Consider the following 24,598-nt stretch of genomic DNA (forward strand, 5'->3'; position numbering starts at 1 on the left):
GGCGAGCGACTTGCGCGGTGGTCTTGTTCGCTGCCGTGCAAGGCCACGGTGAAGGCCTGCGGCGTAGCCGTGGCGATGCCGCCGGGGCATAGCCGGGCGCCTCCTCCGACAAGCGATCACAAGTGAACACGGGAACCGTCCCGGTTCCGCCACGGGCCGCGCATCCGGCGCGGAGATTCGGGCTGGGCCCACCGTCGGCCGACCGGGCCGGGACGGGGCGGAGCCGCCGTAGTAGTCCGAGCGCGGGAAAGCCGCGCACATGGCGAAGGGCGGCAGCGGGTTACGAGTAGAAGGGGACTGCAATGCTCGAAGACGCCGGGGTGGAGATCCCGGCCGCGCAGTGCGACGCGCCGCTGGTGCGTCCGCTGCGGGTACGGGAGATGCAGACCAAACTGCACCGCTGGGCGGTGGCCGATCCCGGCTACCGCTTCGATGATCTATACCACCTGGTATGCGACCGCAGGTTCCTCGCGATGGCGTGGGACCGGGTCGCCGGCAACACCGGTGCCCGCACTGCCGGGATGGACCGGGCTACGGTCCGCTCCATCGCCGAGCAGGTGGGCGTGGATGCGTTCCTGGACGAGATGCGTGAGCAGTTGCGGCAGCAGAGGTTCCGTCCGCTGCCGGTGCGCGAGCGGACGATTCCCAAGCACGGCGGGAAGCTGAGGAGTCTCGGCATCCCGACCGTGGCCGACCGCGTGGTCCAAGCAGCGCTGAAACTGGTGCTGGAACCCATCTTCGAGGCTGACTTCGAGTCTGTCTCCTACGGGTTTCGGCCTGGCCGGAGGGCACACGACGCGATCGCCGAGATCCACTTCTGGGGCACTCAAGGCTACCGCCAGGTCCTGGACGCGGATATCGAGGCGTGCTTCGACTCGATCGACCACAGGGCCCTGATGGCCCGGGTGCGCGCACGGGTCAAGGACAACCGCGTGCTTGCCCTGGTCAAGGCGTTCCTGAAGGCCGGGATCTTGCGGGAGACCGGACTGATGGAGCCGTCCGCGACCGGCACCCCGCAAGGCGGAATCCTTTCCCCGCTGCTGGCTAACATCGCTCTGTCCGTGCTCGACGAGCACATGATGGGACCGTGGAAGCCGGGCGGGACGATGTCCAGCGACTCCCGACGCTTCACGCGGGTGGCCAAGAACCTGCCCAACTGGCGGATCGTGCGCTACGCGGACGACTTCGTCGTGCTGGTCAGGGGTGAACGCCACCATGTCGAGGCGTTGCGGACGGAGATCAACGAGGTTCTTGCCCCGCTCGGGCTGCGCTTGTCGCCGTCCAAGACACGCGTGGTGCATATGGCCGACGGGTTCGACTTCCTCGGCTTCCACATCAAGTGGATGCTCAAACGAGGAACGGACAAGTGCTACGTCTACACCTTCATCGCAGACAAGCCGGTCCGCGAGCTGAAACGAAAGATCAGAGCACTGACCCACAGGAGGTCGCAGGTCCCGTTCGCCGCCGTGCTGTCGAGGATCAACCAGATCCTGCGCGGCTGGGCCAACTACTTCAAGCACGCCGTCGCCAAGCACACGTTCAACGCCTTGCGTTCGTTCGTGTGGTGGCGAGTGGTCAACATGATCACCTATCGGCGGCGCATGACGTGGACGGCCTTGCGTCGACAGTTCAAAGGCCCTCAGAGCTGGCGGCAGATCGCTCTGGACGGAGTCGAGTTGTTCAACATCGCCGCAGTGGCGGTCACCCGCTACCGCTGGCGCGGGCTGAACATCTCGACACCCTGGGCTGCATAAGATCATCGATCCAGCGGCAGCAACCCGTGGAGAGCCGGATGCGGTGAGAGTCGCACGTCCGGTTCGGCGAGCGGCTTGAGGAAACGGGGTCAGAGAAATCTGAACACCGCGCCTCAAGCCGACTCGACACCTACGGCACGATGTCCCTGCACCGGCGCCTGGTACGCGACTACGAACACGATCAGGCCAGCTCCGAGTCACGGGTGTACTGGGCGATGACCGACGTGATGAGCCGCCGGCTGACCGGCCCTTCCACTCCCGCCTGGCGAACCACGTGAGCGCCCCGGACCCCGGCGCGTGGCTGCTCAGCAGGATCGACGCGCGCGAGGCGGCCCTGACCGGCGAGGCCGAGCAGACCCGCAGCTTGATCAACGACCTCACCGCGCGCCTCCGCGAACTCGATGAAGCTCTCGATCATCTGCGGATCACCCGCAAGACCCTGCTGTCCCTCGCAGACGAGCCGGACGCCACGGCGGCCGCACCGCCTGCCGAACTGCCTGGCCATCCCGTCTACCAGCAGATTCTCGCCATCTTCGCCGATGTCGCCCAGCCCATGCGGGCCCGTGATCTCTGCCTGGCGCTGGACCTGCCCATCGTGGCCAAGAACATCGAGAACGTCCGGTCCAAGCTCAAGCGTCTGGTCAGCAAGGGCGTCCTCGTCGAATCCGAGCCGGGGTTGTTCGCTCAGCCGCGTCCGTAGCTCCGCTACGAGTCACTTGACCAGCCCGCCTCACCCGATCGCAACGGCGAAAGGGGCATCAACTATCGAACCGCCCTCTCAGCTCCGGGTTTGACGTAGCGCATGGCGGTGCGGGGGTTCTTGTGCCGGGTCTTGCCTATGATGAGCTGGAGCGGGACTGGCGAGCGTCGCGTGTTGCGAGGTGCGGGTGGTGCGGCGGTCGGCGATGAGGATGAGCAGCAGGCCGGCCAAGACCCTAGGCAGCCAGGGCGGGGGCACCGGCTCCGGCGCGGTCGAAGAAGCTGTCGGCACGGGCCAAGCTGCTGGAGGCACCGGGGGGCAGGAGCTGGCCGAGGATGGCTCAGCCGGTGGGTAGCCAGTAGGAGGCCGCATACCGGACAGCGGGTCTCCTATCAGCACCGCTGTGCTGATAGGAGGTGAGGTTGGCCAGGTAAGTCGGCCGCTCCTTCAGCAGCTCGCCCAGCGGAGCGCGGCGCCTTCAGTAAAGCACCAGCTGCGTGGTGACGGTCGCGAAGAGCGCGCGGCTGAACGCCACGCCCCGCGTGAGGTCTGTCACCGGCGCTTCCTCTGCCGTTTCTTCGTTCTCGGCCTGTTTTCACATCGAGCTCCTCCGGATCGGCGTGCCTCGAGCTGGGCGTATCAATGGAGACATCTGACCAGATACGAACCTATGCCCTGGAATTCGAGGGAATGAGTTGAGCTGGGTTCGCCTCGCTTACCGGCACTGGGCCCGCACTGCCGCCGACCAACGTATCCACTGCACCGCCCGCCGCACATGAGTGCACGCCAGCCCGCGGGCACCTGGCAAACCAATCAAGGGGGAACAGCATGAAAGCACTGGTCTACAACGGGGTCCGCGACGTGGTGGTCAAGGACGTGCCGGACGCCCGCATCGAACGGCCGACCGACGTCCTGGTCCACGTCACCACGACCAACATCTGCGGCTCCGACCTGCACATGTACGAAGGGCGCACCGACCTGGAGCCCGGCCGGGTGCTCGGCCACGAGAACCTCGGCGAGGTCGTCGAGGTCGGGTCGGCGGTCGACCGGATCAAGGTCGGCGACATGGTCTGCCTGCCGTTCAACATCTCCTGCGGGCACTGCAAGAACTGCGAGGCCGGGCTGACCGCCTTCTGCCTTACCCTCAACCCTGACGCGGTCGGCGCCGCGTACGGATTCGCCGGCATGGGGCCCTACAACGGCGGCCAGGCCGAACTACTGCGCGTGCCCTACGGCGACTTCAACTGCCTGCGGCTGCCGGAGGACGCCCGGGAGAAGGAAACCGACTACGTGATGCTGTCGGACATCTTCCCCACTGGCTGGCACTGCACCGAACTTTCCGGCATGCGGCCGGGCGAGTCGGTCGTCGTCTACGGCGCCGGCCCGGTCGGCCAGATGGCCGCCTACTCGGCGATGATCAAGGGCGCCAGCCAGGTCTTCGTCGTCGACCGCCACCCCGACCGGCTCCGGCTCGCGGAGTCGATCGGCGCGATCGCGATCGACGACTCCAAGGGCTCGCCCGTCGACCAGGTGCTGGAACAGACCCGTGGCGAAGGTGCCGACCGGGGTTGTGAGTGCGTGGGCTACCAGGCACACGACCCGCAGGGCACCGAGCACCCCAACATGACGATGAACAACCTGGTCAAGTCGGTACGGCCGACCGGCGGCATCGGCGTGGTCGGCCTGTTCCTGCCCCATGACCCCGGCGCCCCCGACGACATGGCCAAGAAGGGCGAGATCCCCTTCGACATGGGACTGTTCTGGTTCAAAGGCCAGAAGATCGGCACCGGCCAGGCCAACGTCAAAGCCTACAATCGGCAGCTGCGCAACCTCATCCACACCGGTCGCGCCACGCCGTCGTTCGTCGTCTCACACAAGTTGCCGCTGGAGCAGGCCCCGGAAGGCTACCGGAACTTCGACGCCCGCGAGGAGGGCTGGACCAAGATCGTCCTGCACCCCAACGGCCACAGGCGCTGACACCCGCCGAGCCGGGGGGGGAAGAGAGGTCACATGACAGCCACCCACACTGTCGCACTGCCGTCGGGCGTCCTGGTTCCGGCACTCGGCCAGGGAACCTGGCATATGGGCGAGGATCCGGCCCGGCGTAGCGAGGAGATGGACGCGCTGCGCGCCGGCCTGGACTTCGGCCTGACCCTGATCGACACCGCCGAGATGTACGGCGACGGCGGCGCCGAAAGCCTGGTCGGCGCGGCGATCTCGGGTCGCCGTGACGAGGTCTTCCTGATCAGCAAGGTGTTGCCGAGCCACGCCGACCATGACGGGGTGCGGGCCGCCTGCCATGAGAGCCTGCGCCGGCTCGGCACCGACCACATCGACCTCTACCTGCTGCACTGGCCGGGAAGTGTGCCGCTGGCCGAGACCATAGGGGGATTCGACTCCCTCGTAAGCGACGGCGCGATCGGCTCGTGGGGAGTCAGCAACTTCGACGTCGGCGACCTGGCCGCACTTCCCGCCGGGACGACCCCCCAAACTGATCAGATCCTCTACAACCTCAGCCGCCGCGGGCCCGAGGTGGATCTGCTGCCCGAGTGCCGGCGGCGCTCGATGCCCGTCATGGCGTACTCGCCCATCGAGCAGGGACGCCTGCTCGGCTCCACCGCACTGCGCGAGGTCGCGGCCGCACACCGCGCGACGCCCGCGCAGGTGGCGCTCGCCTGGGTCCTGCGCGACGACCCGATGATCGCCATACCCAAAGCCGCCACCCGTGACCACGTCCGGGAGAACGCGGCGGCCCTGGACCTGCGGCTGACGGCCGACGACCTCGCGACGCTGGACCGCGCCTTCCCCGCGCCCGACCACAAGGTGCCGCTCGACATGCTGTGATCGCCCTGCCGAGCCCGTCTTGCAGGAGGCTGGACCCGCCTGTCGCCCTCCTCTGCCGAAAAGCGGACAACGACTCCGCCTCTGGAGCTTGTCACGTCCATAAGGGGCGGGGACAGGACAAGGCGCCGCACGGCGCACTGCCAGCGGGCGGCGCACTGCACAATCTGAGGCGCGCGGGCGCCGGACGCGTACGCGGTTGAGCCATCCCGGCGGATGAGCTGGACTCGGAATGCTGTTGCAGCCAGTGGGCGAAGGTGGCGCGCCGAGCCGATCGGGCGGCACACCGTCCCGCCGGAGGTCCGCTCACGCCGCGGTGAGGTCGAGCCGGGTCTCCATGTCCAACGGAACCGGGAGTGTCCAGTGAAGACCGTACAGTCCCTGGCGGGGTCTCGCGTCCACCGTTGACGTCCACGTCATCGGGGTGCGTTGCCACGAATTGCCGGTAGGTTTCCAGCCGGGCGAGCGACAGCCCGGCCACGTCAGCTACTAAAGCGCCGTCTATGCCGGCGCTCAGCAGCTCGACGATCCAGGTGGCGCGTAGCCGCCGGGCAGATAGCGCGGGCAGGGCGCCGAGCGGGCGTCGGGTGGTCCCCGAACGGGTGGTGTGCGCTGTGGTACGGCGCGGGCGGTAAGGACGTCGGTTGCCGGCACGGCCGGCGATGTCAGCCAGATACTCCTGCCAGGCCGCTCGGGCAAACGATCACCCTCCCCAGGTGGATGGCGTCGAAGACCGCCATGCCGTTGTCCAGTATGCGGATCTCATCACCGCGGATCTTCTCCAGTTCCTCCTGTCGTAGCCCGCCCCCATACGCGAGGGCCATGAGCGTGAGGCAGTCGTCGCGCGCGCGATCGCGCTCGTCGTGCTGGGCGATCGGCTCCTTGCTCGCCCGGGCCCTGGCCGAGCACCACCTCGCCGCGGGCGAGACCTCTGTGGGAGTGATCACCCCGTACCGCCAGGAATCCGATCTGATCACCGCCGTGTTCACCGACACCGACACCGACACCGACGCCCGGGCCGAGGCCGGCACCATCTACCGCTTCCAAGGCTGGGAGTTCGACACGGCAATCGTCGATCTGGTGGAGGACGGCTGGAGCCGGATCGCCAGGAACCTGCCCGGAGCACGGCAGACCGTCAACGTGGCCGTCACCCGGGCCCGCCGGCTGCTCTACCTCATCGCCCCCGGCGCCGCCGTCGCCCGAGCCGGGGCCGGACCGCTACGTGTCCTGGGCGACCTGTGCCGGGAGCGCCGTGTCACGATCGTCTCCGCATGTGACCTTCTCGGCCTCGAGCACGCCCCCGAGCCGTCGGGGGCCCGGCGCACCGTGTGGGAAGCGCTGCGTGGCCATGTCAAGGTCACCGGCCTGTACGACGAGGAGGTCCTGCCGGCCGAGCTGTGCGCGGCCATCGACGCGGCCGAGCGCAGCGTGTGGATGTGGAGTCCCTGGGTCGGCCAGCGCGTCTACGACATCCTGCCCGCGCTGCAGGCCGCCGCGCAGCGCGGCGTCGTCGTCCGGGCGGTCGTGCTGCCGCCGCGCGAGAAGGAAGAACGCTACAAGCCCTACGTCCAGGCGCTGCGCCAGGCCGTCCAGCATGTGGTGTTCCTGCAGGAGGAGCATCAAAACTCGCCGTGATCGACGACAGCCTCACCTTCCTCGGCAGCATGAACATGCTGTCGCACCAGCGGGTCGGCGGACGACGGGAAGTCATGGCCGTGATGCGCAGCCGGCACTTCGCCGCTCACATCCTGCGGCACGAACGTGCCGATGAGTTCGACCGTCCACCGACCTGCCCGGCCTGCCGGCAGCAACGCCAGGCCGCCCTGCGCGGCAGCGGCTCGAAAAGACGCCTGCACTGGCTGTGCCCGCCGCCCTGCCGGCACCCCATCAGCCCGTTCCCGGACATCGACGGCGGACGCAATCAGCGACGTGCACCTCGCCGGCCCCGGCCGTGATCCCCGACCGTGACATTTCCCTTCATCTTCCGGCAGGACAATCAAGCATCCAGCTCGATAGCCAGAAGGCGTTCGGCGAACGATCCTCACCATGGCATCCGCTCAAGCCCTGACGGCGAGGGGACGACGTGTTGTTTTCCAGGTGGCGCCAACGTGACGACATCCATCGTTGGGCTCGCAAACTGCTCGCCTCCCTCGAACACGACCGGCAGGCAGGCCACCTTCTCCTCCAGGACGCCACCGCCGAGGTGCATCGCTACCGGCGCGCGATGCGTGATGACAAGGTCGGGACCCGGCTCGGCCTGCTTCCGGTCGGGAAGCTGGACTATGACGGTCCCAAAGTCCCGGCGGGGGTCCTGCAGGCCACCGGACTGCACACCGCGGCCGACATCCAGCGCCATCGGCAGCACCTGACGCGCTTCGACAGAATCGGGCCGAGACACGCCGACAAGCTCCGGCAAGGCCTCGCCAATGCTCTTCGGCTCCGCAGCGACGACCTGCGGCCCGCGCTGGATGAGCGCGCTTGGCACCGCTACGAGGTGGACCTGGCCAGAGCCCTGTACACGCTGCAGGTCGCCAGGAAGCTGTCGCAGGCGGCAGTCTGACAGAGAGGGGCGTGTGTCACGGGTTGCTCCTCTCTTACCCGCACCGAGCGGGATCGGAGAGGAGGACCGAGCCGGGAGCGCAGACAATACGCGCCGTCGCCTTTCCGACAGAGTTTCCGTTGGGGGCAGAAGATCAGCATCTGGGGCAGATGGCCTCGCGCCGGACGCGCCAGGTGAAGGTGGTGCTTGCCTGGCCGCCGCCGACGGCCGTGACCGTGACGTTGTAGATTCCTATCGAGGGCGTGCCGGTGATCAAGCCGGTCGTCGTGTCGATGGTCAGCCCGGGCGGCAGATCGGTCGCCGACCAGGTGTAGGACCCGCTCCCGCCGGTGGCCTGCATCTGCAGCATCACGCTGTCCGCCGGGAGGCGCGTGCTCTGGGTGCCCGGGTTGACGACCGTCATCGCCGGCGGGGGCGTGGGGATATCCGGCGGCGGGCAGTCGAGCCATACCGGATCAGACCCCGTCGATCCGGTGATGAACTCCGGAGACCCCGACAGGTATTGGACCGTGGCGGTCGCCCGGCCCGAGTAATAGCCGGATTCGCACAACTCGCCCGGGGTGGGGGCGCCGAGGCCGAACAGGGGGACCAGGGTGGTGTACTGCCAAACGTCGGTGCGGCCGTTCACGGTTACGCCGGGGCCGGCGACCAGCCCGTGGTAGAGCAGCTCCACGGTGAGGTCGATGCGGCGCACTGGGCCGTCGCACTGGACCGTCGCGCTGTAGTTGACGGTCTTGGCGTCGGTCTTGCTCGGTGGGCTGCCCGGCGAGACCCACCAGCAGACGTGGCCGTCGGGAAGGTCGGCGGATGCCGGGGTGGCGTCGATGCGGCGCGCTGGACCGTCGCACTGGACCGTCGCGCTGTAGTTGACGGTCTTGTTGTCGGTCTTGCTCGGTGGGCTGCCCGGCGAGACCCACCAGCAGTTGTGGCCGTCGGGAACGGTGGCGGATGCCGGGGTGGCCAGGCCCAGGGATGCGATGGAGAAGGCAGCTGCGACCAGGGCCAGGAGGATGCGGGATAAATTGCGATACCACAGATTCACACGCATCGCTGGATGTTCTCACGGGACATCAGCGTCGACAATGGGTGAGCCCGGGACCGGGAGGTGGGCCGGGGCGTGCACTCGAAGACAACCTGCTCACGCACAACTGCGGCGGGGTGGGAGATCCCCGGCGGGACCGACCTACTGGCATTTCCGTGTCGCGACGTACCGACGCTCTCGGCCCCGGGAGTACTGCGGGACCGAGGGCAGTGCCACGGATCCCGGCCAGGATGGGGTGTCGCGGAGGGGACGCCGAAGATTGCTCCTGATAATCCTTCTCAGGAGTGACAATCCATGATCAAAAGGGAGTCCCGGTGACTGCCCTCGCCCTCAGACCCGGCGCGCCCGGCGCGGCTCCTGTGGCGGCCGCGCACACCGCTGCGGACTTTGCGCTGAGTGCCGCGACGCTGACCACGCTGACCGAGGCGGTGCCAGCCTCGACCTGGCGCGCATACGTGGCGGACATGGCCGCGTTCACCGCCTGGTGCTCCAGACAGGACCGGACGGTGCTCCGGCCACTGCCAACAACCGCGTCAGGCACCGCAGCCTTCCATGATCATGCGCCAGGTGATCTGAGACATTCGACCTGCCACGCCATGATTCTGGGACCGCCATGACTCCGGATGTCTTAGTCGACTTGGCGTCCACCAGGTCACACCTTGTCGCGCACGCCAACTCAATTGAGAAGGGACAGCATCATTCACGATTGCGCTGCGAACAGCTGCGACAGCCTCTCGCTGAGCTGGTCGTAAGGGCCTTCGGCGGCGACGCGTCCCTCCTCCAGCAGCACGATGTGGTCGGCCTGCCGGATGGTGGACAGCCGGTGCGCGATGACCAGCGTGGCCCGGCCCGCGGCTGCTCGCTGGAGCTCCTCGGTGAGGCGGGCCTCGTTGTCGGGGTCGAGGTTGGCCACCGCCTCGTCCAGGACGAGCACCGGCGCCCGCGTGGCCAGCGCCCGGGCGACTGCCACCCTGGCGCGCTGGCCGCCGGACAGGGTGACGCCTCGTTCCCCGACGGGAAGCTCCGGGTCGATGGTGAGCTGGGCGGCACGTAGGGCACCGGCCACGTCAGCGTCGGGAGCGCCGAGTCGTACGTTCTGCCCGATCGTGCCGGCGAACAGGTGTACGTCCTGTGGCACCACGGTGACGTGCCGGTGCGGCTCGGCGATGTTCGGCAGTGGCACGCCGCCCACCAGGATGCGGCCGTCATCCGGATCCCAGTGGCGCAGCAGCAGTGACACGCAGGTGGACTTGCCCGCTCCTGAGGCGCCGACCAGGGCGACGGTCCTGCCGTACGGGATGCGGAAGGACACCCCGCGCAGCACGTCCGGCCCGTCCCGCGTGTAGCGGAAACGTACATCCTCGAAGATCACGTCCGGCTGGGTGGCCACCTCGCGGGCGTCTCGTGGCGGGGGCACGTTCGCGGGCGCGGTGACCAGCGTGCGCACCCGGTCGGCGGCGGCGCGCAGTGTGCCGTACTCCTTGAGCAGCAGCGCCACCTGGGCCGCCGGGCCAAGTGAGCCGGCGGCCAGCACCATGGCCACGGGGGCGTCGGCAGGGGTCCGGATGACCGTGACGACCAGGAGCAACGTCCCCGCCGCCGCGACGGCGAGAAGCAGGTCGGTGAGGGCCGCCTCCAGCCCGCCGCGGGCGGCGTTCGCCGCGTGGGCGCGGGCCAGCCTGCGGGTCTTGCGCGCGAGCAGGTCCCGCCGGCGTTCGAGCGCGCGGAAGGCGGCGAGCTCGCGCATGCCCTGGACGGTGTCGACCACGTCGGCGGTCAGTTCGGCGGTGGCGGCACGCAGTTCGTCACCGTGCCGCCGCGACGCCTTGCGCAGCCACAGGGGAACGGCCAGCACACATGCGGCCAGCGGGAGCGAGACGGTCAGCAACAGGGGGTCGATCATCGCCGCGGCCACGCTTCCGGCCGTCAGCACCGTGCCCGCCGTGATGAGCTGTGCAAGGGTGTGCGCGAACAGCCATTCCAGGGTTTCGATGTCCGACAGCGCGGCCGCCGACAGGTCGCCGCTGCGGCGGCCCAGCAGGCGGGCCGGGGTGATCCTGGCGACCGCGTCGTACACCTGTCCCCTGAGTCCGGCCAGCACCAGGTACGCCAGGTCGTGCGCGACGTAGGTCTCCCACCAGGCGGCCAGCGTGGCCACCACGACCAGCGAGCCGAGCAAGGCGCCGGCCAGGTCGAGGGGCGCGACGTGGCCGGCGATCGCCCGGCCGGCCAGCCAGGCGCCGGTCACGGCCGCCCCGAGCGCGGCCAGCTGGCCGAGCAGGTTCGCGGCCAGGGTGGAGACGAAGGCCCGGCGATGCGCGCCGACGGCTCCCGCGGGCCAGCGGATGGACGGGTTCATGCCACTGCCTCCAGGACGGTTCCGTTCTCCAGGGTCACCACGTGGTCGGCCTGCCGAATGGTGTCGGGGCGGTGGGCGATCATCAGGCAGGTACGGCCCCGCCGCACCTGGGACAGGGCCTGCTCGGTGCGCGGGTCCACGTGCGAGGTGGCCTCGTCGAGCACCAGGACGGGCGCGTCTGCCAGCAGCGCCCGCGCGATGGCCAGGCGCTGCCGCTGCCCGCCCGAAAGCGTCGCGCCGCGCTCCCCCAGTGGCGTGTCGTAGCCGCCGGGCAGCTCGGTGATGAAGTCGTGGGCGGCGGCCAGGCGGGCGGCGGCGATCAGTTGCTCGTCGCCGGCGTCCGGCCTGGCCAGGCGCAGGTTCTCGGCCACGGTGCCGTGGAAGAGGTAGGTGTCCTGGGCGACGATCGCGACGCCGCCGCGCAGGGCGTCCAGGGAAAGGTCGCGTACGTCGACGCCGCCGATGCTGACCCGCCCCTCGTCGGGGTCGTGGTGACGTTGCAGGAGAGCTGCCAGCGTGCTCTTGCCCGCGCCCGACGGGCCGACCAGGGCGACGGTGCGGCCCGGCTCGACGGTGAAGCTGACCTCGCGGACGGCGGGCCGCTCGGAGCCCGGATAGGCGAAGGTGACGCCCTCGAACGTGATGGCAGGTGGCGTGGGGAAGTCGTGCCGCGTTCCCCGATCCGCGACAGCAGGGGACGCCGCCAGCAGGACCTCGATGCCATCGACCGCCGTTATCCCGAGATATCCGGCATGCCAGGCGTCGGAGAGATTCTTCACAGGGCGGAAGCACTCGACGGCGATCACCAGGACCGCGAACACCTCCCACGCACTGCCCGAGGTCGTCGCGGCGAGAACGGCCCCGGCAGTGCCCGCCTGCACGAAGAACGCGCTGACCCCGGTCTCGACAAGGGAGACCCTGAGCTGACGCATCGTGGTCAGGTAGAGATCATGGGCTCGCCCGGCCAGCCGCGTCCCCAGGGTGCCGACCGCGCCGAAGGCCCGCAGCGTCGCCATGCCCTGCATCGCCTCCAGGTAGTCCGAGGCCAGCGCGGCGAACGCGGCCCAGCGGCCCCGTCCCCGCCGCAGCAGGGTCGCGTCCCAGAACCTGGGGATGATCAGGACACCGGCCACGGCGACGGCCAGGACGGCGGCCGCTGCCGCGTTGACCGTGAACAGCCAGCCGACCAGCGCCACCGGCACGCAGAAGGTGACCACGACCTGCGGAAGGTAGCGGCTGAAGTACGGGTCGAGCCCTTCCACGCCATCCACCAGCGTGGTCTGCACATTGCCCGTGCGGGTGCCGGTCAGGTGGGCGGGGCCCAGCCGTCCCAGGTGGACGATCAGCCGGTCGCGCAATCTGGCTTTGATCAGCCCGCCCGCCCACACGGTCACCGCCTCTCTGGTCCACAAGAGCGCCGACCGCACCGCGATCACCGCGAATCCCCAGGCCAGCAGGCGCACCGCGGCCGGGGTGTCACCGCGGATCAGGGCTGCCAGGGCCGCGGTGAGCAGGACCGCCTGGGTGACGTACGCGGCGCTGACCGCCAGGCCAAGCGCCACACAGGCCGCGATCGGCCCCCGCACGCTCCCGGCCAGCTGCAGCAGCCGGCGATGAATGATCAACGCGCTGTCCTTCCGAGTCCCTGAAGCACACGATGTGCCGACTTGATGCGAAGCGAGAGTAAATGATAACTATTTTCATTGTCCATTTCGACGATGATTTTCACTACCGGAGGCCCCATGCGCTACGGCGCTTTCTCCATCGGCGGATACCACGCCCGGCCTGCGCTGAGGCGATGCCTCCTCGCCCTGATACCGCTCGTCCTGGTGGCGTCCTGTAGTCAGAGCGCCCCCCAAGCCGGCACCACGGCCACGGCACCTCCACCGGCCGCCACCGCGACCGCTGCCCCGGTCTCCCCGGTCAGCGCGGCCTTGACCATCACCGACCCGCACGGCAAGACGTTCACACTGAAGAAGAAGCCCGAACGCGTCGTCTGCCTGACCGGCCTGTGCGACGACGCCCTAGTCGAGCTGGGCCTGACCCCTGTGGCCACGACCACGCCCGGCCTGCTCTCCCACTCCGCCTACCTGGGCGCGAAGGGTTCCGACGTCCCGGTCATCCCCGGCAGTTTCGGCGGCGAGGACGTCGCCAGGATCGCCGAGGCGAAACCGGACCTGGTGATCGGCCTCGCCGGTGTGCACGACCAGCTCAGAACCGCCGTGGAGAAGTTCGCGCCGCTGTGGGTGGTCCAGGTCAAGTCGTACGACGACTCCATCGGGTACCTGCGCGCGCTCGCCCAGCTCACCGACCGCGGGCAACAGCAGGCCGAGGCCGAGACCCGCTTCCGCGCCAAGCTCGCCGACGGAACGACCCGGTCCAAGGCGGCCGGGCTGGACAAGACGCCGGTCCTGGCGATGTACGGGGGTACCTCCGTGGGCGTCAACACGACCGAAGACGTGCTGGGGCACTTCATGTCGCAGTTCTTCGCCTACCCCTGGCCCAGCAAGGGCGGCGGCTTCGAGACCGCGCAGGCCTACAGCATCGAGGAGATCCTGGCCAAGGCCCCTCAGATCATCTTCATCCAGTCTTTCGGCACCAAGGTCAGCGACCACTACAAGGACAACCCGGTGTGGAAGCGCGTTCCCGCCGTATCGGCCGGCAAGGTGTTCGAGGTGCCGACCGAACTGTGGGCGTCCGGCCGGGGCACCAGGGCGTTCGGCGTCATCCTGGACGAAGCGCTCGCCAAGGCCGCCGGGTGAGCGCTGCGCTCGGCGGGCGTCCGGTCGCGCCTTGGGCGGCCGGCCTCGGCCTCGCCGTCGCGGCACTGGCCGGCCTCTGCCTCGGCACGCCGTTCGTGGCTCCGCAGGACCTCCTCGCGATGGCTCCCGAGTCGATCGCGCACCTCGTGGTGTGGGAACTGCGCGTGCCCCGCGTGCTGATCGGCCTGGCGGGCGGCGCGGCGATCGGCACGGCCGGGCTCCTGCTGCAGGAGTCCCTCAGGAATCGGCTGGCCATGCCTGAGATGCTCGGCGTCTCGACCGGGGCCGCGCTAGCGGTGAGCGTATGCGTGATCTGGACGCTGCCCGTGCCGCCCTCGCTCTACCCGCTGGCGGGCCTGTCCGGCGCCGCCCTCGGCGGGCTCGTCACGCTGGCCGCGGCCCGTTCGGGCCGCAGCGCCGGAGGCGTCCTGCTGATCGGCGCCGCCGTCTCGACCGGCATCCAGGCGCTGCTGCTGGCCGTGATGGCTACCGCCGACCGCCTCCAGTACGACATGCTCTTCCGCTATCTCGTCGGCAGCCTGTCCGGTCTGATGTGGGAGCAGGCCTCGGAGACACTGCCGTGGTTCGCCGTCGCACTCCCCCTCGTCGTGCTGTGCGTCCCCGCGCTCAGCCTGCTGCGCCTCGGTGACGACGCGGCCGCCTCGCTCGGCAGCCGGGTGAACCTCGCCCGTCTCGGGGTGCTCGCGGTGGCCACCCTGCTGATCGGCGCCGTGACCGGGCCGTGCGGCCCGATCGCGTGGGTGGGTTTCCTGGCGCCGGTGCTGGCCAGGCGGTTGCGCCCGCACGCCGGAGCCCGGTGCTGGCTTCCATGGTCGGCCGCGCTCGGGGCTCTGGTCACCGTGACGGCCGACCTGGCCGCCCGGCTGGCCTTCGATCCGGTGGAGACGCCTCTCGGGGCGTGGACGGCGCTGACCGGCGTGCTGGTGGGGGCCGTACTGCTGCGCCGGCGGGCGACCTCATGACGTCGGCGAGGCCCGCTCGGGGTGTCGCGGCGGCGGCCCTGCTCCTGGCGGTCGCGGCTGTGCACCTGCTCGCCTCCGGTCAGCCGCTCGGCGCGATCACCGGCCTGCTCGACGGCGCCGCGGACGGCCAGGCGGAGAAGATCGTGTGGGAGCTGAGCGTGCCGAGGCTGCTCACCGCCCTGCTCACCGGCGCCGCCCTGGGCGTCGCCGGATACGTGCTGCAGGCCACGCTGCGCAACACGCTGGCCGCGCCCGAGTTCTCCGGCGTGAACCCCGGCGCGGTGCTCGGCATCCTCGGCGGGCTCACCCTCGGCCTGTTCCCCGCCGACTCCGCGGCGGGGGCGCTGCTCGCCGCCCTCGCCGGGGGCGCGCTGGGCGGCGGGCTCACCTGGCTGCTGTCGGCGGGCCGAGACCCGGCCGGCCTGGTGGTGCACGGCCTGCTCGGCAGCGCGCTGCTGGCCGGGCTGACCACGATGCTGCTCGCCTACCAGCCGAGCAGGTTCGGCAACGCGCTGCGCTGGCTGATCGGCTCGGTGGAGGGAAGGGTGTGGGAGCACCTGGCCCTCACCTCCTGGTGGATCGCCGGCGGCATCGCCGTGGCCTGGGCGTGCTCGGGCATGCTGGCCGTCCTGTCGCCCAGCGACGACCACGCCGCCTCGCTCGGTGTGCACCCCGGCCTCGGACGGGCCGTCGCGCTGACCGTGGCGATCATGCTGACCGCCGGCGCGGCCAGCCTGGCGGGGGCGATCGCCTTCGTCGGCCTGGCCGCCCCGCATGTCGCGCGCAGACTGGGCGGCCGCGTCCTCACCGTCGCCGTCGTCGGCGCCATCGCGCTCGCGGGCGCTGACAGCCTCGCCCAGCTCGCCGGGCAACTCCTCGACGGCACGCACCGGCTCGGCATCCCGACCGGCGTGATCACCGCACTGGCCGGCGCCGCCGTCCTCATCAAACTGGGAAGATCACAATGAGCGTCAAGGTCGAGGACCTGCACTTCTCGTACACCACCCGCCCGGTCCTGACCGGCATCGACCTCACCGTCGAGCCCGGCGAGTTCGTGGCCCTGGTCGGCGTCAACGGCTGCGGCAAAAGCACGCTGCTGCGCCTTGTCGCCGGCCTGCTCAGACCGTCGTCCGGCAGGATCCTGCTCGGCGGGGCGGAGCTGACGTCGCTGTCGCGGCGGCAGGTGGCGCGGCGGCTGGCGGTCCTGCACCAGAGCCTGCCCCCCGTCCCCGCGATGACCGTGCGCCAACTCGTCCGCCAGGGCCGCTACCCCCACCAGGGACCGTTCGGCCTGCTGCGGGAGTCGGACTCCATGGACGAGGCGCTGGAGCTGGCCGGGGTCGCCCATCTCGCCGACCGCGTCCTCGACACGCTGTCCGGCGGTGAGCGTCAGCGCGTCCGGCTGGCGCTCGCCGTGGCCCAGAACACCGGCATCCTGCTCCTGGACGAGCCGACCGCCCATCTGGACATCCGCCATCAGCTCGAGGTCCTGGAACTGGTGCGCGCCCTGCGTGAGATCCGCGGACTCACGGTCGTGACCGTCCTGCACGAGCTGGACCATGCGGCTCGCTTCGCCGAACGCATCGTCGCTCTCCACGAGGGACGGGTCTGGGCCGACGGCGCACCGAAGCACGTGATCACGCCGGAACTCCTGGCTGACGTGTTCGGCGTGGCCGGACGGGTGGTCACGGACGAACTGCACGGGTCACCCCGCTGCCTGCTCGACGCCGCCCTGTAGCCGCTGCCGAGACCGCGTATTCGCAGACCAGGTGGATCTTGCTGGTCAGCCCGCCGCGGGATCGGCCGAGGGCGTGATCTGCCGGCGAGCCTGTGACGAGCCTCCTTTACGGGCACCGGCGGCGTGCTGGTGCGCACGCACGATGGTCGAGTCCACCGCCACCAGCCCATCGATGTCACCGTGCGCATCGGCCCGGGCCTGCACCGCATGCGGCATCGCGGTGAACGTGCCGTCCCTGGCCCAGCTGGACAAGATCTCTCCGGAGCCGGGTATCGGCTCCCGTACGGATCTGGCGCGGCCAGTAGTTCTACAGAAGGCGCCCGTAGCCGGGGACGGCATGCTCTGAGACATGCAGAACGTGGACATCTGGAGTGAAGAGTTCGGCGCCGCGACGGACACGCCGATCCTGCTGATCATGGGTTCGATGTCGCAGGGCGTCCTGTGGCCGGACGAGTTCGTCGGTCGCCTGACCGCCGGCGGCCGCCGGGTGATCCGGTACGATCACCGCGACACCGGCATGTCCGGCACGGTCGACTTCGCAGCCGAGCCGTACACGTGGGACGACATCAAGAGCGACGTCTACCGCGTGATGGACGCCCACGGCTTGGAGAGCGCCCACCTGGTCGGGCACTCGGCCGGCGGCCTGCTCGGCCAGCTCATCGCCGTGGAACGGCCCGAGCGGGTCCGTTCGCTGACCGTCATCGCCTCCTCGCCGCTCTGCGGCGGCGAGGGCCAGGTGCTCGTGCGGGCACTGACGGGACAGCCGCAGCCCGAGGGCAGCCTGCCGGAGCCGGCGCCGGAGTTCGTGGACTTCTTCCGCGCCCTGGTGGCCGCCCCACCGCCGCAGGACCGCCGGGCGCTCATCGACGGCATGATCGCCGAGCAGCGGGTCCTGCACGGCACCGGACTGCCGTTCGACGAGGACGAGGCCCGCCGGTTGCAGGAGCGCGTCCACGACCGGGCTCGCGACCTGTCGGCTGTGGCCAACCACCGGCTGGCCGCGGCGGCCGACCCCGGCTTCGAGCCGGTGGGCGTACTGGACCAGGTGAAGACGCCCACGCTGGTCATCGAGGGCAGCCACGAGCCGGTCAAGCCGGGTCACGGCGCGATCATCGCCGAGCGGATCCCAGGGGCACGGCTGATGATCGTTGCGGGCATGGGGCACACGCTGCCACCGGAGACCCACCAGGAGCTGGCCGACGCGATCCTCGCCCACACGGCCGAGTGAGGAAGTCTGTTGAACGATCCCTGCGCCCCCGCTATCGAAGTACTGGACCTGACTCAGCGCTTCGGCACCGTGCTCGCCGTCGACCGGCTCAGCCTCAGCATCCCGGCGGGGATGTTCTACGGCATCGTGGGCCCCAACGGGGCCGGCAAGACCACCACGTTGACGGCCATGTGCGGGTTGCGGGAGCCGACCGCGGGCACGATCCGGGTCGCCGGTCATGACCTGCGCACCGCGCGAGAGGCCGCGCTCGCGCAGCTCGGCGTCATGATGGACGGATTGTCCCTGCCCGAACGGCTGACCGCCGCCGAGGTCCTGCGCTACAGCGCCGGACTGCGCGGCCTGGACGACGGCTGGCGGGCACGGGCCGGCGATCTGCTGGAGATCCTCGGACTCGACGCGGTTCTGCGCACACTGATCGTGGAGTACTCCACCGGCATGCGCAAGAAGATCAATCTTGCGCTGGCGCTGCTGCACCGGCCCCGGGTGCTCGTGCTGGACGAGCCGTTCGAGGCGATCGACCCGGTCTCGGCCCGCTCCATCGAGCAGGTGCTCAAGCAGTACGTCGACGCCGGCGGCACGGTGGTCCTGTCGAGCCACATCATGGACTTCGTCGAGCGTAACTGCCGTCGGGTGGCGGTGGTGGCCGGCGGCCGGGTGCTGGTTGAAGGGCCGGTGGCGGAGGTGGCCGCGGGCTCGACGCTGAACGAACGGTTCGTCGACCTGGTGGGCGCCGATCCGGTGCGGCCGCTGGAGTGGCTGTCATGACCCGGGCCTTGCTCGCGCTCAAGCTGCGCCTGCTGCGCAACGGCCCGCACAACGAGCGCGCCTTCAGCCTGGTCGCCGGGCTCGTCCTGGCCGCCCTGGTGATCGCGGGCGCGTCATCGACCGCCGATGGCGTGATCCACGAGGGCTGGATCGCCATGGCGCTCACGGTATGGGGCGGCATGTGGCTGTTCGGGCCGCTGGCCCAGCCTCGCCATGATCCGTCGGTCATCTCCCGCGAGTGGTTGCGCGGTTATCCGCTGCGGTCGTGGCGGCTGGCGCGGGCCCTGTCGTGGACCGAACTGCTGGGCGTCGGCCCGCTGATCACGGTGGCGTGCCTGTCGTCGCTGGCGGTACTGGCCGCGCCGGGTGGCACGGCGGCGGCCGCGACCGCCATCGCCGCGGTCGCGACCCAGCTGTATCTCCTCACCTGGGCGGGCAAGACGGTGGCGGCGCTGGCGTCCTGGCTGCTGCAGACCCGGGCCGGGATGACGCTGGCCGCCGTACAGACCGCGATCATGCTCGCGCTGTCGTTCGCCGGATGGGTGCCGGTCGCGGCCTGGCTGCTGCCGCGTCTCGGCGAGGGGGACACCGCCCTGGTCACCCCCACGGCCGGGAAACTGCCCGAGCCGGTGATCGACGTACTCGCCACCTTGCCCACCGGCTGGGGGTATAGCGCGGCGCTCGCCGCCCGCGACGACGCCGGGACGGGAGCGGTCCTGCTGCCACTGGCGGCGCTGCTGACCTCGGGCGCCCTGTTGCACCTGTGCTGGATCGCGCTGACGGCTCGCGCCCTGCGCCGGCCGCCTCACCGGGCGAGCTCGCGGCGGCCGGCCGTACTGGCGCGTGGGCTGTCCTTGCCGTTCGCGACACCGCGGGTGGCCGCGGTCGTCTCGCGAGAGCTGGTCACCTGGCTACGTGACCCGGCGCGCGGCGTCGAGCTGCGCAGCGCCTGGCTGACACCGCTGCTGATGGCGCTCATCATCGCCTTCACCGACTGGAGCTGGGCGCTGCCCCTGGTAGGCACAGCAGCCGCCGTGTTCGGCGCGATGGTCGCGATCAACACCTATGCCCTGGACGGCACGGCCCTGTGGCAGCTCCTCACCACACCGGGCGCCCTCAAGGCCGACGTGCACGGACGGATGGCGGCGTGGGCGCTGCTGTTCGGCCTGCCGGCCATCGCGCTGGCGGCCGTGCTGTGGGCCGCGACCGGCTCACCCTTGGGAGGTGCCGCCCTCGGCGGCGCCATCACCGCGGCCGCGGCGGGTTGCGCCGGGGCGCCGTTGCTCGCGCTCGTGATGCCGGCCGTGGGCACCGACGCCCGCGACCGCATCTACCCGGGACAGCGAGCGGGCGATCCGACGGGCGGACAAATGACGATCTTCCCCGTGGTCCTGCTGGCCGCCATCCTGCCCGGCGTCATCGGCGGTTCGTGGTGGGGGAGCGTCCTGGTCGCCGTCCTGGTGTCCACCGTTCTGGGCGCGACACCCGCGCTCACCGTGCGCCTGCTCCAGCGGCGCGGCACGGGCCTGCTGGAGGCGATGACCACCCGCGACACCGGGCTCCTGCGCGCAGCCGCCCGCATGAAGAGCTGACCTACCCGGCCGCTCCATGATCCCTTCACCGGTCACCGGCGTCCGCTCAGGCCACGGAGAGGTCGAGCCGGGTTTCCATGTCCAGCCGGAACCGGCCGTTGAGTTCGAGACAGTCGTCAGCACTGAGCGGCGCTGCGGCGTCAATAGCAACGCATGTCCAACCAGGTGCCGTCGTACATGCCGTCCAGGTGGAGAATCATGGAGTTCGTGGCGGAGGTGCCATCCACAGGGGTGCCGGACTCGTCGAATGGTGTGTAGGCGACCAGCTCGTAGTCGCCGAGGTCTCCGTCGGGGTCCTCGATCTTCGCCTGGCGGTAGTGGTTCAGCACCTCCTGGATGGGCCGGTCGGTGGAGAGCTCGAAACGGATGGTGTACCAGCAGTCGCCGGAGTCGCCGCTCACCTCGACGTGCCGGTCGAAGTACCCGAGGTCCGCTCCCGCCGGCGGAGGATACTCCTGGATCCGGTCCACCATGCGCGCCAGCCGGTGGTCATCGATCCATGCCGGCGCCTTGACGATCGCCGCGAGCAGCAGGAGCGGCACTAACGCCACGGCCAGGCAGCCGATTCGGCGGGCCGTTCGTGACCGTCTGGACTCTGGCGGTGGTGCGGGTGCGGGCGGGTCCGGGGGGATCGACATGGATCACATGATCGCGTATCCCGTTCCCCCTCTCGCATGAGTCCCGCTCTGCTCGGCGACGGCTATCGCATCGACCGCCGTCGCGCAGGCGCTCCTGCGCGACCAGCACACCCGACGCGCAGCTGATCAGATCGACATCGAGGGGCCGTCCGGCAGCACGACACCACCACCAGAAGGGAATGGGTATAGCCGGCCGGACTCTTCTTCCTGCCTGCCACTCAGCCGAGGCAGAACTCGTTGCCCTCGACGTCTTGCATGACCAGGCACGACTCGTTCTCCTCATCGGCAGGCAGGAGCCGTACGCGTACCGCGCCGAGCGGGATCAGCCGAGCGCATTCGGCCTCAAGGGCCGCCAGGCGCTCCTCCCCCACCAGCCCGGTGCCGACCCGCACGTCAAGGTGCAGCCGGTTCTTGACGACCTTGCCTTCGGGAACGCGCTGAAAGTACAGCCGCGGCCCCACGCCCGAGGGGTCACTGCATGCGAACCATGAATCCCGCTGCTCAGGCGGCAGCGTGCGATTGAAGTCGTCCCAACTGGCGAACCCCTCCGGTGGCGGCGGCGGGACGTACCCCAGCACCTCACACCAGAAACGAGCAACGCGCTCAGGTGATGCGCAGTCGAAGGTGACTTGAATCTGCCTCACTGATGCTCCCACGGACCAATCCTCCCATGGGTTGCCATACGTCCCGCGATCACCCACTCAGAAGACCGGAGGGACCACGCGAGGGCCGGATCTGATCAAGAGCGACTGTCCTTGATCGCGCTTGCGTGGAGCATCGATATGGAGGGCGTGTGGAACCGCTGGAGCTTTTGGAGTGCAGCCCGCCGCTAACCCGCGAGCCGCTGGACGCCGCGCAGGCGGCCGGGGTGGCGCGGGCGTTCAAAGCGCTGGGGGATCCGGTGCGGCTGCGCATCCTGTCGATCGTGGCCAGCCGCGCCGACGGCGAGGTGTGCGTGTGGGACATCCTCTCCCAAGCCGCACTGCAGGTGTCGGCCTTCGACATCGCCTTCTACCTTGGGAATGCCCGGCGACCACAACGTGGAGACAAGCCCGAATCGATGATCCTTCAGCGGCCCGTGACCGCCTCCAGGGCCGACTTGGCCTGCTGCAACGCGCGGGCGGCGTCGACGCCAAGCTGCCGCGCCTGGACGGCGAACACCTGCGCCGCCTCCGCCAGGCGCTGCTCAGCGTCCACGCCGAGGGCGGAACCGGGAGTTTCGCGGACGTAGGTCCCGTGCCGCCCGCGGGTCTCGATGACGCCGTCACGCTCGAGCTCGCGGAAGGCTCGCGCGACCGTCGCCGTGGCCAGTCCCAGGTCCCGGGCGAGCTGCCGGATGCTGGGCAGGCGGGTCAGCGGCGGCAGCACGCCGGTGGCGGCCATAGTGGCGATCTGCGCCCGCAACTGCTCGTACGGAGGAAGCGGTGAGGCGGGGTCGAGATGGAGGATCATGTCGCCGTCCGGTCGGCTGTGTCCATCGGCGAGGCCGCCTCACCTGACGTGTGGCGCCTGACCGGCCACACGCGCGGATGCCCGACGCGCTGCCAGCTCAGAGGGGCGCCCACGAACACGCACGCCACCCCTGCCCACGGCAGGATGATCCGCAGGGCCTGGCCCTCGATGCCGCCCCCGATGGAGAAGAGCTCGTATCCGAGGAACAGGAACATCATGCCGAGACCGGCACCGGCCATCCGGTGGATCGTCGTGGAGCGCAGGGCATCGTCCAGCCTCATCTGTGACTCGGATCCCACGGGCTGACGCCGGTGCACGATGAACCAGAGCGATGCCTCCATCAACACCAGCACGACCGCCGCCGTCACCGCCGGTACGGGCCCGAACCCGAACCCGGCGCGGAGGTGGCCGGCGAGGAACCAATGACCGATCACGCCCACGGCGATGGTGGCCAGGCCCACGACACGGATGAGGACCAGCGCCGGGCGCCCGATGTAGTCGGCCACCCGCCTGGGCACGAGGGCGGCCGCCTTCTGGGTACGTGGACGGGTCCAGGTCACCTCGGCCAGGACCGCCCCGAGCAGGTACCCCACCAGCCAGGACGGCGACCCCAGCAAGTCGAACGGGAAGGGCGGGGACGGCTGGGTGTAGACCAGCGCCCAGACGATGCTCGTCGTACCTCCCAAGAAAAGGGGGATGACGAACCCGACAGTGCGCAGACACCGGCTGCGGTCGAGGTAACGGCTCGCCTCGTCCCAGTCAAGGCCGGTGGCGGGCAGGCCATGGCCGGCGGCCCACTCGACCACTTGGGCGCGGCGGTGGGGACGGAAAGCCCGGTACAGCAGCAGCACCACGATGGCCAGGAAGATCGCGATCCACAGACTCCAGCCGACCATGGCCACCCCAAATGTACTAATGATGCAGCACATTAGCACGCAACTCGGAACCTCGGGGTTGCCTGAACGGTGACTTCGGTGTTGCGTTGCAGACCCGGAGAATCGGCGCCCGCCGTTCACACGGTCGACGATGATGAACCCGTGTCCTGGATCCAGGCCCGGTGTAAGCGGCTTCACCGATCAGAAATCCTCCGCCACGTCGTCAGTTCTGTAAGCCCTCTCGTACCGGTGGAAGGATTGACGACCATGACCGACGCCACACTGCAAGGCGCCGACGAGGCCACATTCATCGCGGCGGCCCGCTCAGGCGACACGGCGCGGTTCGCACTCATCACGGAGCGCCACCGGCGTGAGTTGCAGGTGCACTGCTACCGGATGCTCGCGAACTACGAGGACGCCCAGGACATGACGCAGGAGACGTTCCTGCGAGCATGGAACAAGCGAGAGTCGTTCAAGGGCCACGCGGCCCTGCGGACCTGGCTGTACCGGATCGCGACGAACGCCTGCCTCGACTTCCTGGAGAAGCGCAACGACCGCACACCCGTACCGTCCGAGCTGCCGGACCCCGGCTCCGAGATGCTGTACCTGCAGCCGTACCCCGACCAGATGCTCCCCGAGGACCCACAGGAATCGGTGGTGGCACGGGAGACGATCGAGCTGGCGTTCATCGTCGCCGTCCAGCACCTGCCTCCGCGGCAACGGGCGGTGTTCATCCTGCGCGACGTCCTCGGCTGGCCGGCGTCGAAAGCCGCCGACGCCCTCGAACTGACCGTCGCATCGGTGACCAGCGCACTGCAGCGGGCCCGTGTGACGATGCGCGAGCAACTGCCCGACCGCCGCCTCGACTGGCGAAGCCCCGCCACCCACGAGCTGTCGGATGACGAGCGCGGCGTGGTGAAGTCGTACATGGACGCCCATGAACGCAACGACCTCGACAGGCTGATGGCCCTGCTGCGCGACGACCTGCGCTTCACGATGCTGCCCGATCCGGGCACCCTGGTCGTCACAGCCAAGGACGCGGCGGACGGCTGGGTCTCCAGCGGGCTCTTCCAGCGCGGCTACGACGACTGGCGCTGTACCGCCACGACGGTCAACCGCATGCCCGCCGCCGCGCTGTACCTCCGCACCCCCGACAACCCGGAATACCGGCTGTTCAACATCGCGGTCCTGCACATCGTCGACGGGAAGATCGCCGAGCTCACCGGATTCGACGCCACCGACAAACCATGGCTGGACCTGCCCCCGACACTGTGATCAGACGAGCCCAGCGCACGGGCCGCCCCGCCGA

At 69.8% G+C, this 24,598-nt stretch carries 23 protein-coding genes and 1 pseudogene; 16 read left to right on the top strand and 8 right to left on the bottom strand.

The window, feature by feature from the left end; genetic code table 11:
- Positions 1 to 302 precede the first annotated feature (302 nt).
- From ltrA to ACZ6YG_RS16060, 8 genes are all read left to right on the top strand, one after another.
- The gene (gene ltrA / locus ACZ6YG_RS16025; protein ID WP_466018411.1) at positions 303 to 1,754 is read left to right on the top strand and encodes a group II intron reverse transcriptase/maturase; all 1,452 of its coding nucleotides are present in this window, start codon (positions 303 to 305) and stop codon (positions 1,752 to 1,754) included.
- 140 nt (positions 1,755 to 1,894) lie between these two features.
- Positions 1,895 to 2,032, top strand: a complete 138-nt coding sequence (locus tag ACZ6YG_RS16030) for a hypothetical protein (protein ID WP_222708946.1) — start codon at positions 1,895 to 1,897, stop codon at positions 2,030 to 2,032.
- Complete coding sequence (locus tag ACZ6YG_RS16035; protein WP_466018412.1) at positions 2,029 to 2,454, top strand: hypothetical protein; 426 nt, start codon at positions 2,029 to 2,031, stop codon at positions 2,452 to 2,454. Before ACZ6YG_RS16030 ends, ACZ6YG_RS16035 begins: the two co-directional genes overlap by 4 nt.
- A gap of 828 nt (positions 2,455 to 3,282) precedes the next feature.
- A complete protein-coding gene (locus ACZ6YG_RS16040) occupies positions 3,283 to 4,431 on the top strand; it encodes a glutathione-independent formaldehyde dehydrogenase (RefSeq protein WP_466018413.1) in 1,149 nt (382 codons plus the stop codon).
- Positions 4,432 to 4,464: 33 nt separating this feature from the next.
- Positions 4,465 to 5,298: an aldo/keto reductase gene (locus ACZ6YG_RS16045; RefSeq protein ID WP_466018414.1), complete on the top strand. Its 834-nt coding sequence runs from the start codon at positions 4,465 to 4,467 to the stop codon at positions 5,296 to 5,298.
- An 819-nt stretch (positions 5,299 to 6,117) separates the two neighbouring features.
- Complete coding sequence (locus ACZ6YG_RS16050) at positions 6,118 to 6,930, top strand: AAA domain-containing protein (RefSeq protein WP_466018415.1); 813 nt, start codon at positions 6,118 to 6,120, stop codon at positions 6,928 to 6,930.
- Positions 6,927 to 7,250: a hypothetical protein gene (locus ACZ6YG_RS16055; RefSeq protein ID WP_466018416.1), complete on the top strand. Its 324-nt coding sequence runs from the start codon at positions 6,927 to 6,929 to the stop codon at positions 7,248 to 7,250. The genes ACZ6YG_RS16050 and ACZ6YG_RS16055 overlap by 4 nt, the downstream gene beginning before the upstream one ends.
- Before the next feature lie 128 nt (positions 7,251 to 7,378).
- Positions 7,379 to 7,855 carry a hypothetical protein gene (locus ACZ6YG_RS16060; protein WP_466018417.1) on the top strand — a complete coding sequence of 159 codons (477 nt, stop codon included), beginning with the start codon at positions 7,379 to 7,381 and terminating at the stop codon, positions 7,853 to 7,855.
- A gap of 133 nt (positions 7,856 to 7,988) precedes the next feature.
- Here ACZ6YG_RS16060 and ACZ6YG_RS16065 read toward each other — a convergent pair whose 3' ends face one another.
- The 3 genes from ACZ6YG_RS16065 to ACZ6YG_RS16075 all read right to left on the bottom strand — a co-directional run bounded on the left by ACZ6YG_RS16065 (position 7,989) and on the right by ACZ6YG_RS16075 (position 12,881).
- Positions 7,989 to 8,903, bottom strand: coding sequence for an Ig domain-containing protein (locus ACZ6YG_RS16065; RefSeq protein ID WP_222708947.1), 915 nt, complete (start codon positions 8,901 to 8,903; stop codon positions 7,989 to 7,991).
- A gap of 694 nt (positions 8,904 to 9,597) precedes the next feature.
- Complete coding sequence (locus tag ACZ6YG_RS16070; RefSeq protein WP_466018418.1) at positions 9,598 to 11,256, bottom strand: ABC transporter ATP-binding protein; 1,659 nt, start codon at positions 11,254 to 11,256, stop codon at positions 9,598 to 9,600.
- Positions 11,253 to 12,881: an ABC transporter ATP-binding protein/permease gene (locus ACZ6YG_RS16075; protein WP_466018419.1), complete on the bottom strand. Its 1,629-nt coding sequence runs from the start codon at positions 12,879 to 12,881 to the stop codon at positions 11,253 to 11,255. The genes ACZ6YG_RS16070 and ACZ6YG_RS16075 overlap by 4 nt, the downstream gene beginning before the upstream one ends.
- A gap of 117 nt (positions 12,882 to 12,998) precedes the next feature.
- Here ACZ6YG_RS16075 and ACZ6YG_RS16080 point away from each other — a divergent pair, with 117 nt between their 5' ends.
- The 4 genes from ACZ6YG_RS16080 to ACZ6YG_RS16095 are packed head-to-tail and all read left to right on the top strand — an operon-like array spanning position 12,999 to position 16,739.
- Positions 12,999 to 14,018 (top strand): ABC transporter substrate-binding protein, encoded by a 1,020-nt coding sequence (locus ACZ6YG_RS16080; RefSeq protein WP_466018420.1) that lies wholly within the window; start codon positions 12,999 to 13,001, stop codon positions 14,016 to 14,018.
- A complete protein-coding gene (locus ACZ6YG_RS16085; RefSeq protein ID WP_466018421.1) occupies positions 14,015 to 15,001 on the top strand; it encodes a FecCD family ABC transporter permease in 987 nt (328 codons plus the stop codon). The genes ACZ6YG_RS16080 and ACZ6YG_RS16085 overlap by 4 nt, the downstream gene beginning before the upstream one ends.
- On the top strand, positions 14,998 to 15,969 hold the full coding sequence (locus tag ACZ6YG_RS16090) for a FecCD family ABC transporter permease (protein ID WP_466018422.1): 972 nt from the start codon (positions 14,998 to 15,000) through the stop codon (positions 15,967 to 15,969). The genes ACZ6YG_RS16085 and ACZ6YG_RS16090 overlap by 4 nt, the downstream gene beginning before the upstream one ends.
- A complete protein-coding gene (locus ACZ6YG_RS16095; RefSeq protein WP_466018423.1) occupies positions 15,966 to 16,739 on the top strand; it encodes an ABC transporter ATP-binding protein in 774 nt (257 codons plus the stop codon). Before ACZ6YG_RS16090 ends, ACZ6YG_RS16095 begins: the two co-directional genes overlap by 4 nt.
- Before the next feature lie 19 nt (positions 16,740 to 16,758).
- On the opposite strand, the pseudogene ACZ6YG_RS16100 reads toward ACZ6YG_RS16095, so the two are convergent.
- Positions 16,759 to 16,982, bottom strand: a pseudogene (locus ACZ6YG_RS16100) (hypothetical protein); the annotation flags it as partial.
- 106 nt (positions 16,983 to 17,088) lie between these two features.
- Between ACZ6YG_RS16100 and ACZ6YG_RS16105 the strand changes: the two are divergent.
- Genes ACZ6YG_RS16105 through ACZ6YG_RS16115 form a run of 3 tightly spaced genes read left to right on the top strand, consistent with a single transcriptional unit; the run spans position 17,089 to position 20,324 of the window.
- Positions 17,089 to 17,967, top strand: coding sequence for an alpha/beta fold hydrolase (locus tag ACZ6YG_RS16105; protein ID WP_466018424.1), 879 nt, complete (start codon positions 17,089 to 17,091; stop codon positions 17,965 to 17,967).
- Positions 17,968 to 17,973: 6 nt separating this feature from the next.
- On the top strand, positions 17,974 to 18,732 hold the full coding sequence (locus ACZ6YG_RS16110; protein ID WP_466018485.1) for an ABC transporter ATP-binding protein: 759 nt from the start codon (positions 17,974 to 17,976) through the stop codon (positions 18,730 to 18,732).
- The gene (locus ACZ6YG_RS16115; protein WP_466018425.1) at positions 18,729 to 20,324 is read left to right on the top strand and encodes a hypothetical protein; all 1,596 of its coding nucleotides are present in this window, start codon (positions 18,729 to 18,731) and stop codon (positions 20,322 to 20,324) included. Before ACZ6YG_RS16110 ends, ACZ6YG_RS16115 begins: the two co-directional genes overlap by 4 nt.
- 140 nt (positions 20,325 to 20,464) lie before the next feature.
- Here the strand turns inward: ACZ6YG_RS16115 and ACZ6YG_RS16120 are convergent, their stop codons facing one another.
- The 4 genes from ACZ6YG_RS16120 to ACZ6YG_RS16135 form a co-directional block, all read right to left on the bottom strand.
- Complete coding sequence (locus tag ACZ6YG_RS16120; protein WP_148031697.1) at positions 20,465 to 20,875, bottom strand: hypothetical protein; 411 nt, start codon at positions 20,873 to 20,875, stop codon at positions 20,465 to 20,467.
- Between the two features lie 305 nt (positions 20,876 to 21,180).
- A complete protein-coding gene (locus tag ACZ6YG_RS16125; protein WP_397199713.1) occupies positions 21,181 to 21,606 on the bottom strand; it encodes a VOC family protein in 426 nt (141 codons plus the stop codon).
- Positions 21,607 to 22,030: 424 nt separating this feature from the next.
- Positions 22,031 to 22,414, bottom strand: a complete 384-nt coding sequence (locus ACZ6YG_RS16130) for a GntR family transcriptional regulator (RefSeq protein ID WP_466018426.1) — start codon at positions 22,412 to 22,414, stop codon at positions 22,031 to 22,033.
- Positions 22,411 to 23,310, bottom strand: coding sequence for a hypothetical protein (locus ACZ6YG_RS16135; RefSeq protein WP_466018427.1), 900 nt, complete (start codon positions 23,308 to 23,310; stop codon positions 22,411 to 22,413). Before ACZ6YG_RS16135 ends, ACZ6YG_RS16130 begins: the two co-directional genes overlap by 4 nt.
- A gap of 246 nt (positions 23,311 to 23,556) precedes the next feature.
- On the opposite strand from ACZ6YG_RS16135, the gene ACZ6YG_RS16140 reads away from it, so the two are divergent.
- A complete protein-coding gene (locus ACZ6YG_RS16140) occupies positions 23,557 to 24,564 on the top strand; it encodes an RNA polymerase subunit sigma-70 (RefSeq protein ID WP_466018428.1) in 1,008 nt (335 codons plus the stop codon).
- Positions 24,565 to 24,598 lie beyond the last annotated feature (34 nt).

This window comes from Nonomuraea sp. NPDC054003, assembly GCF_055585125.1.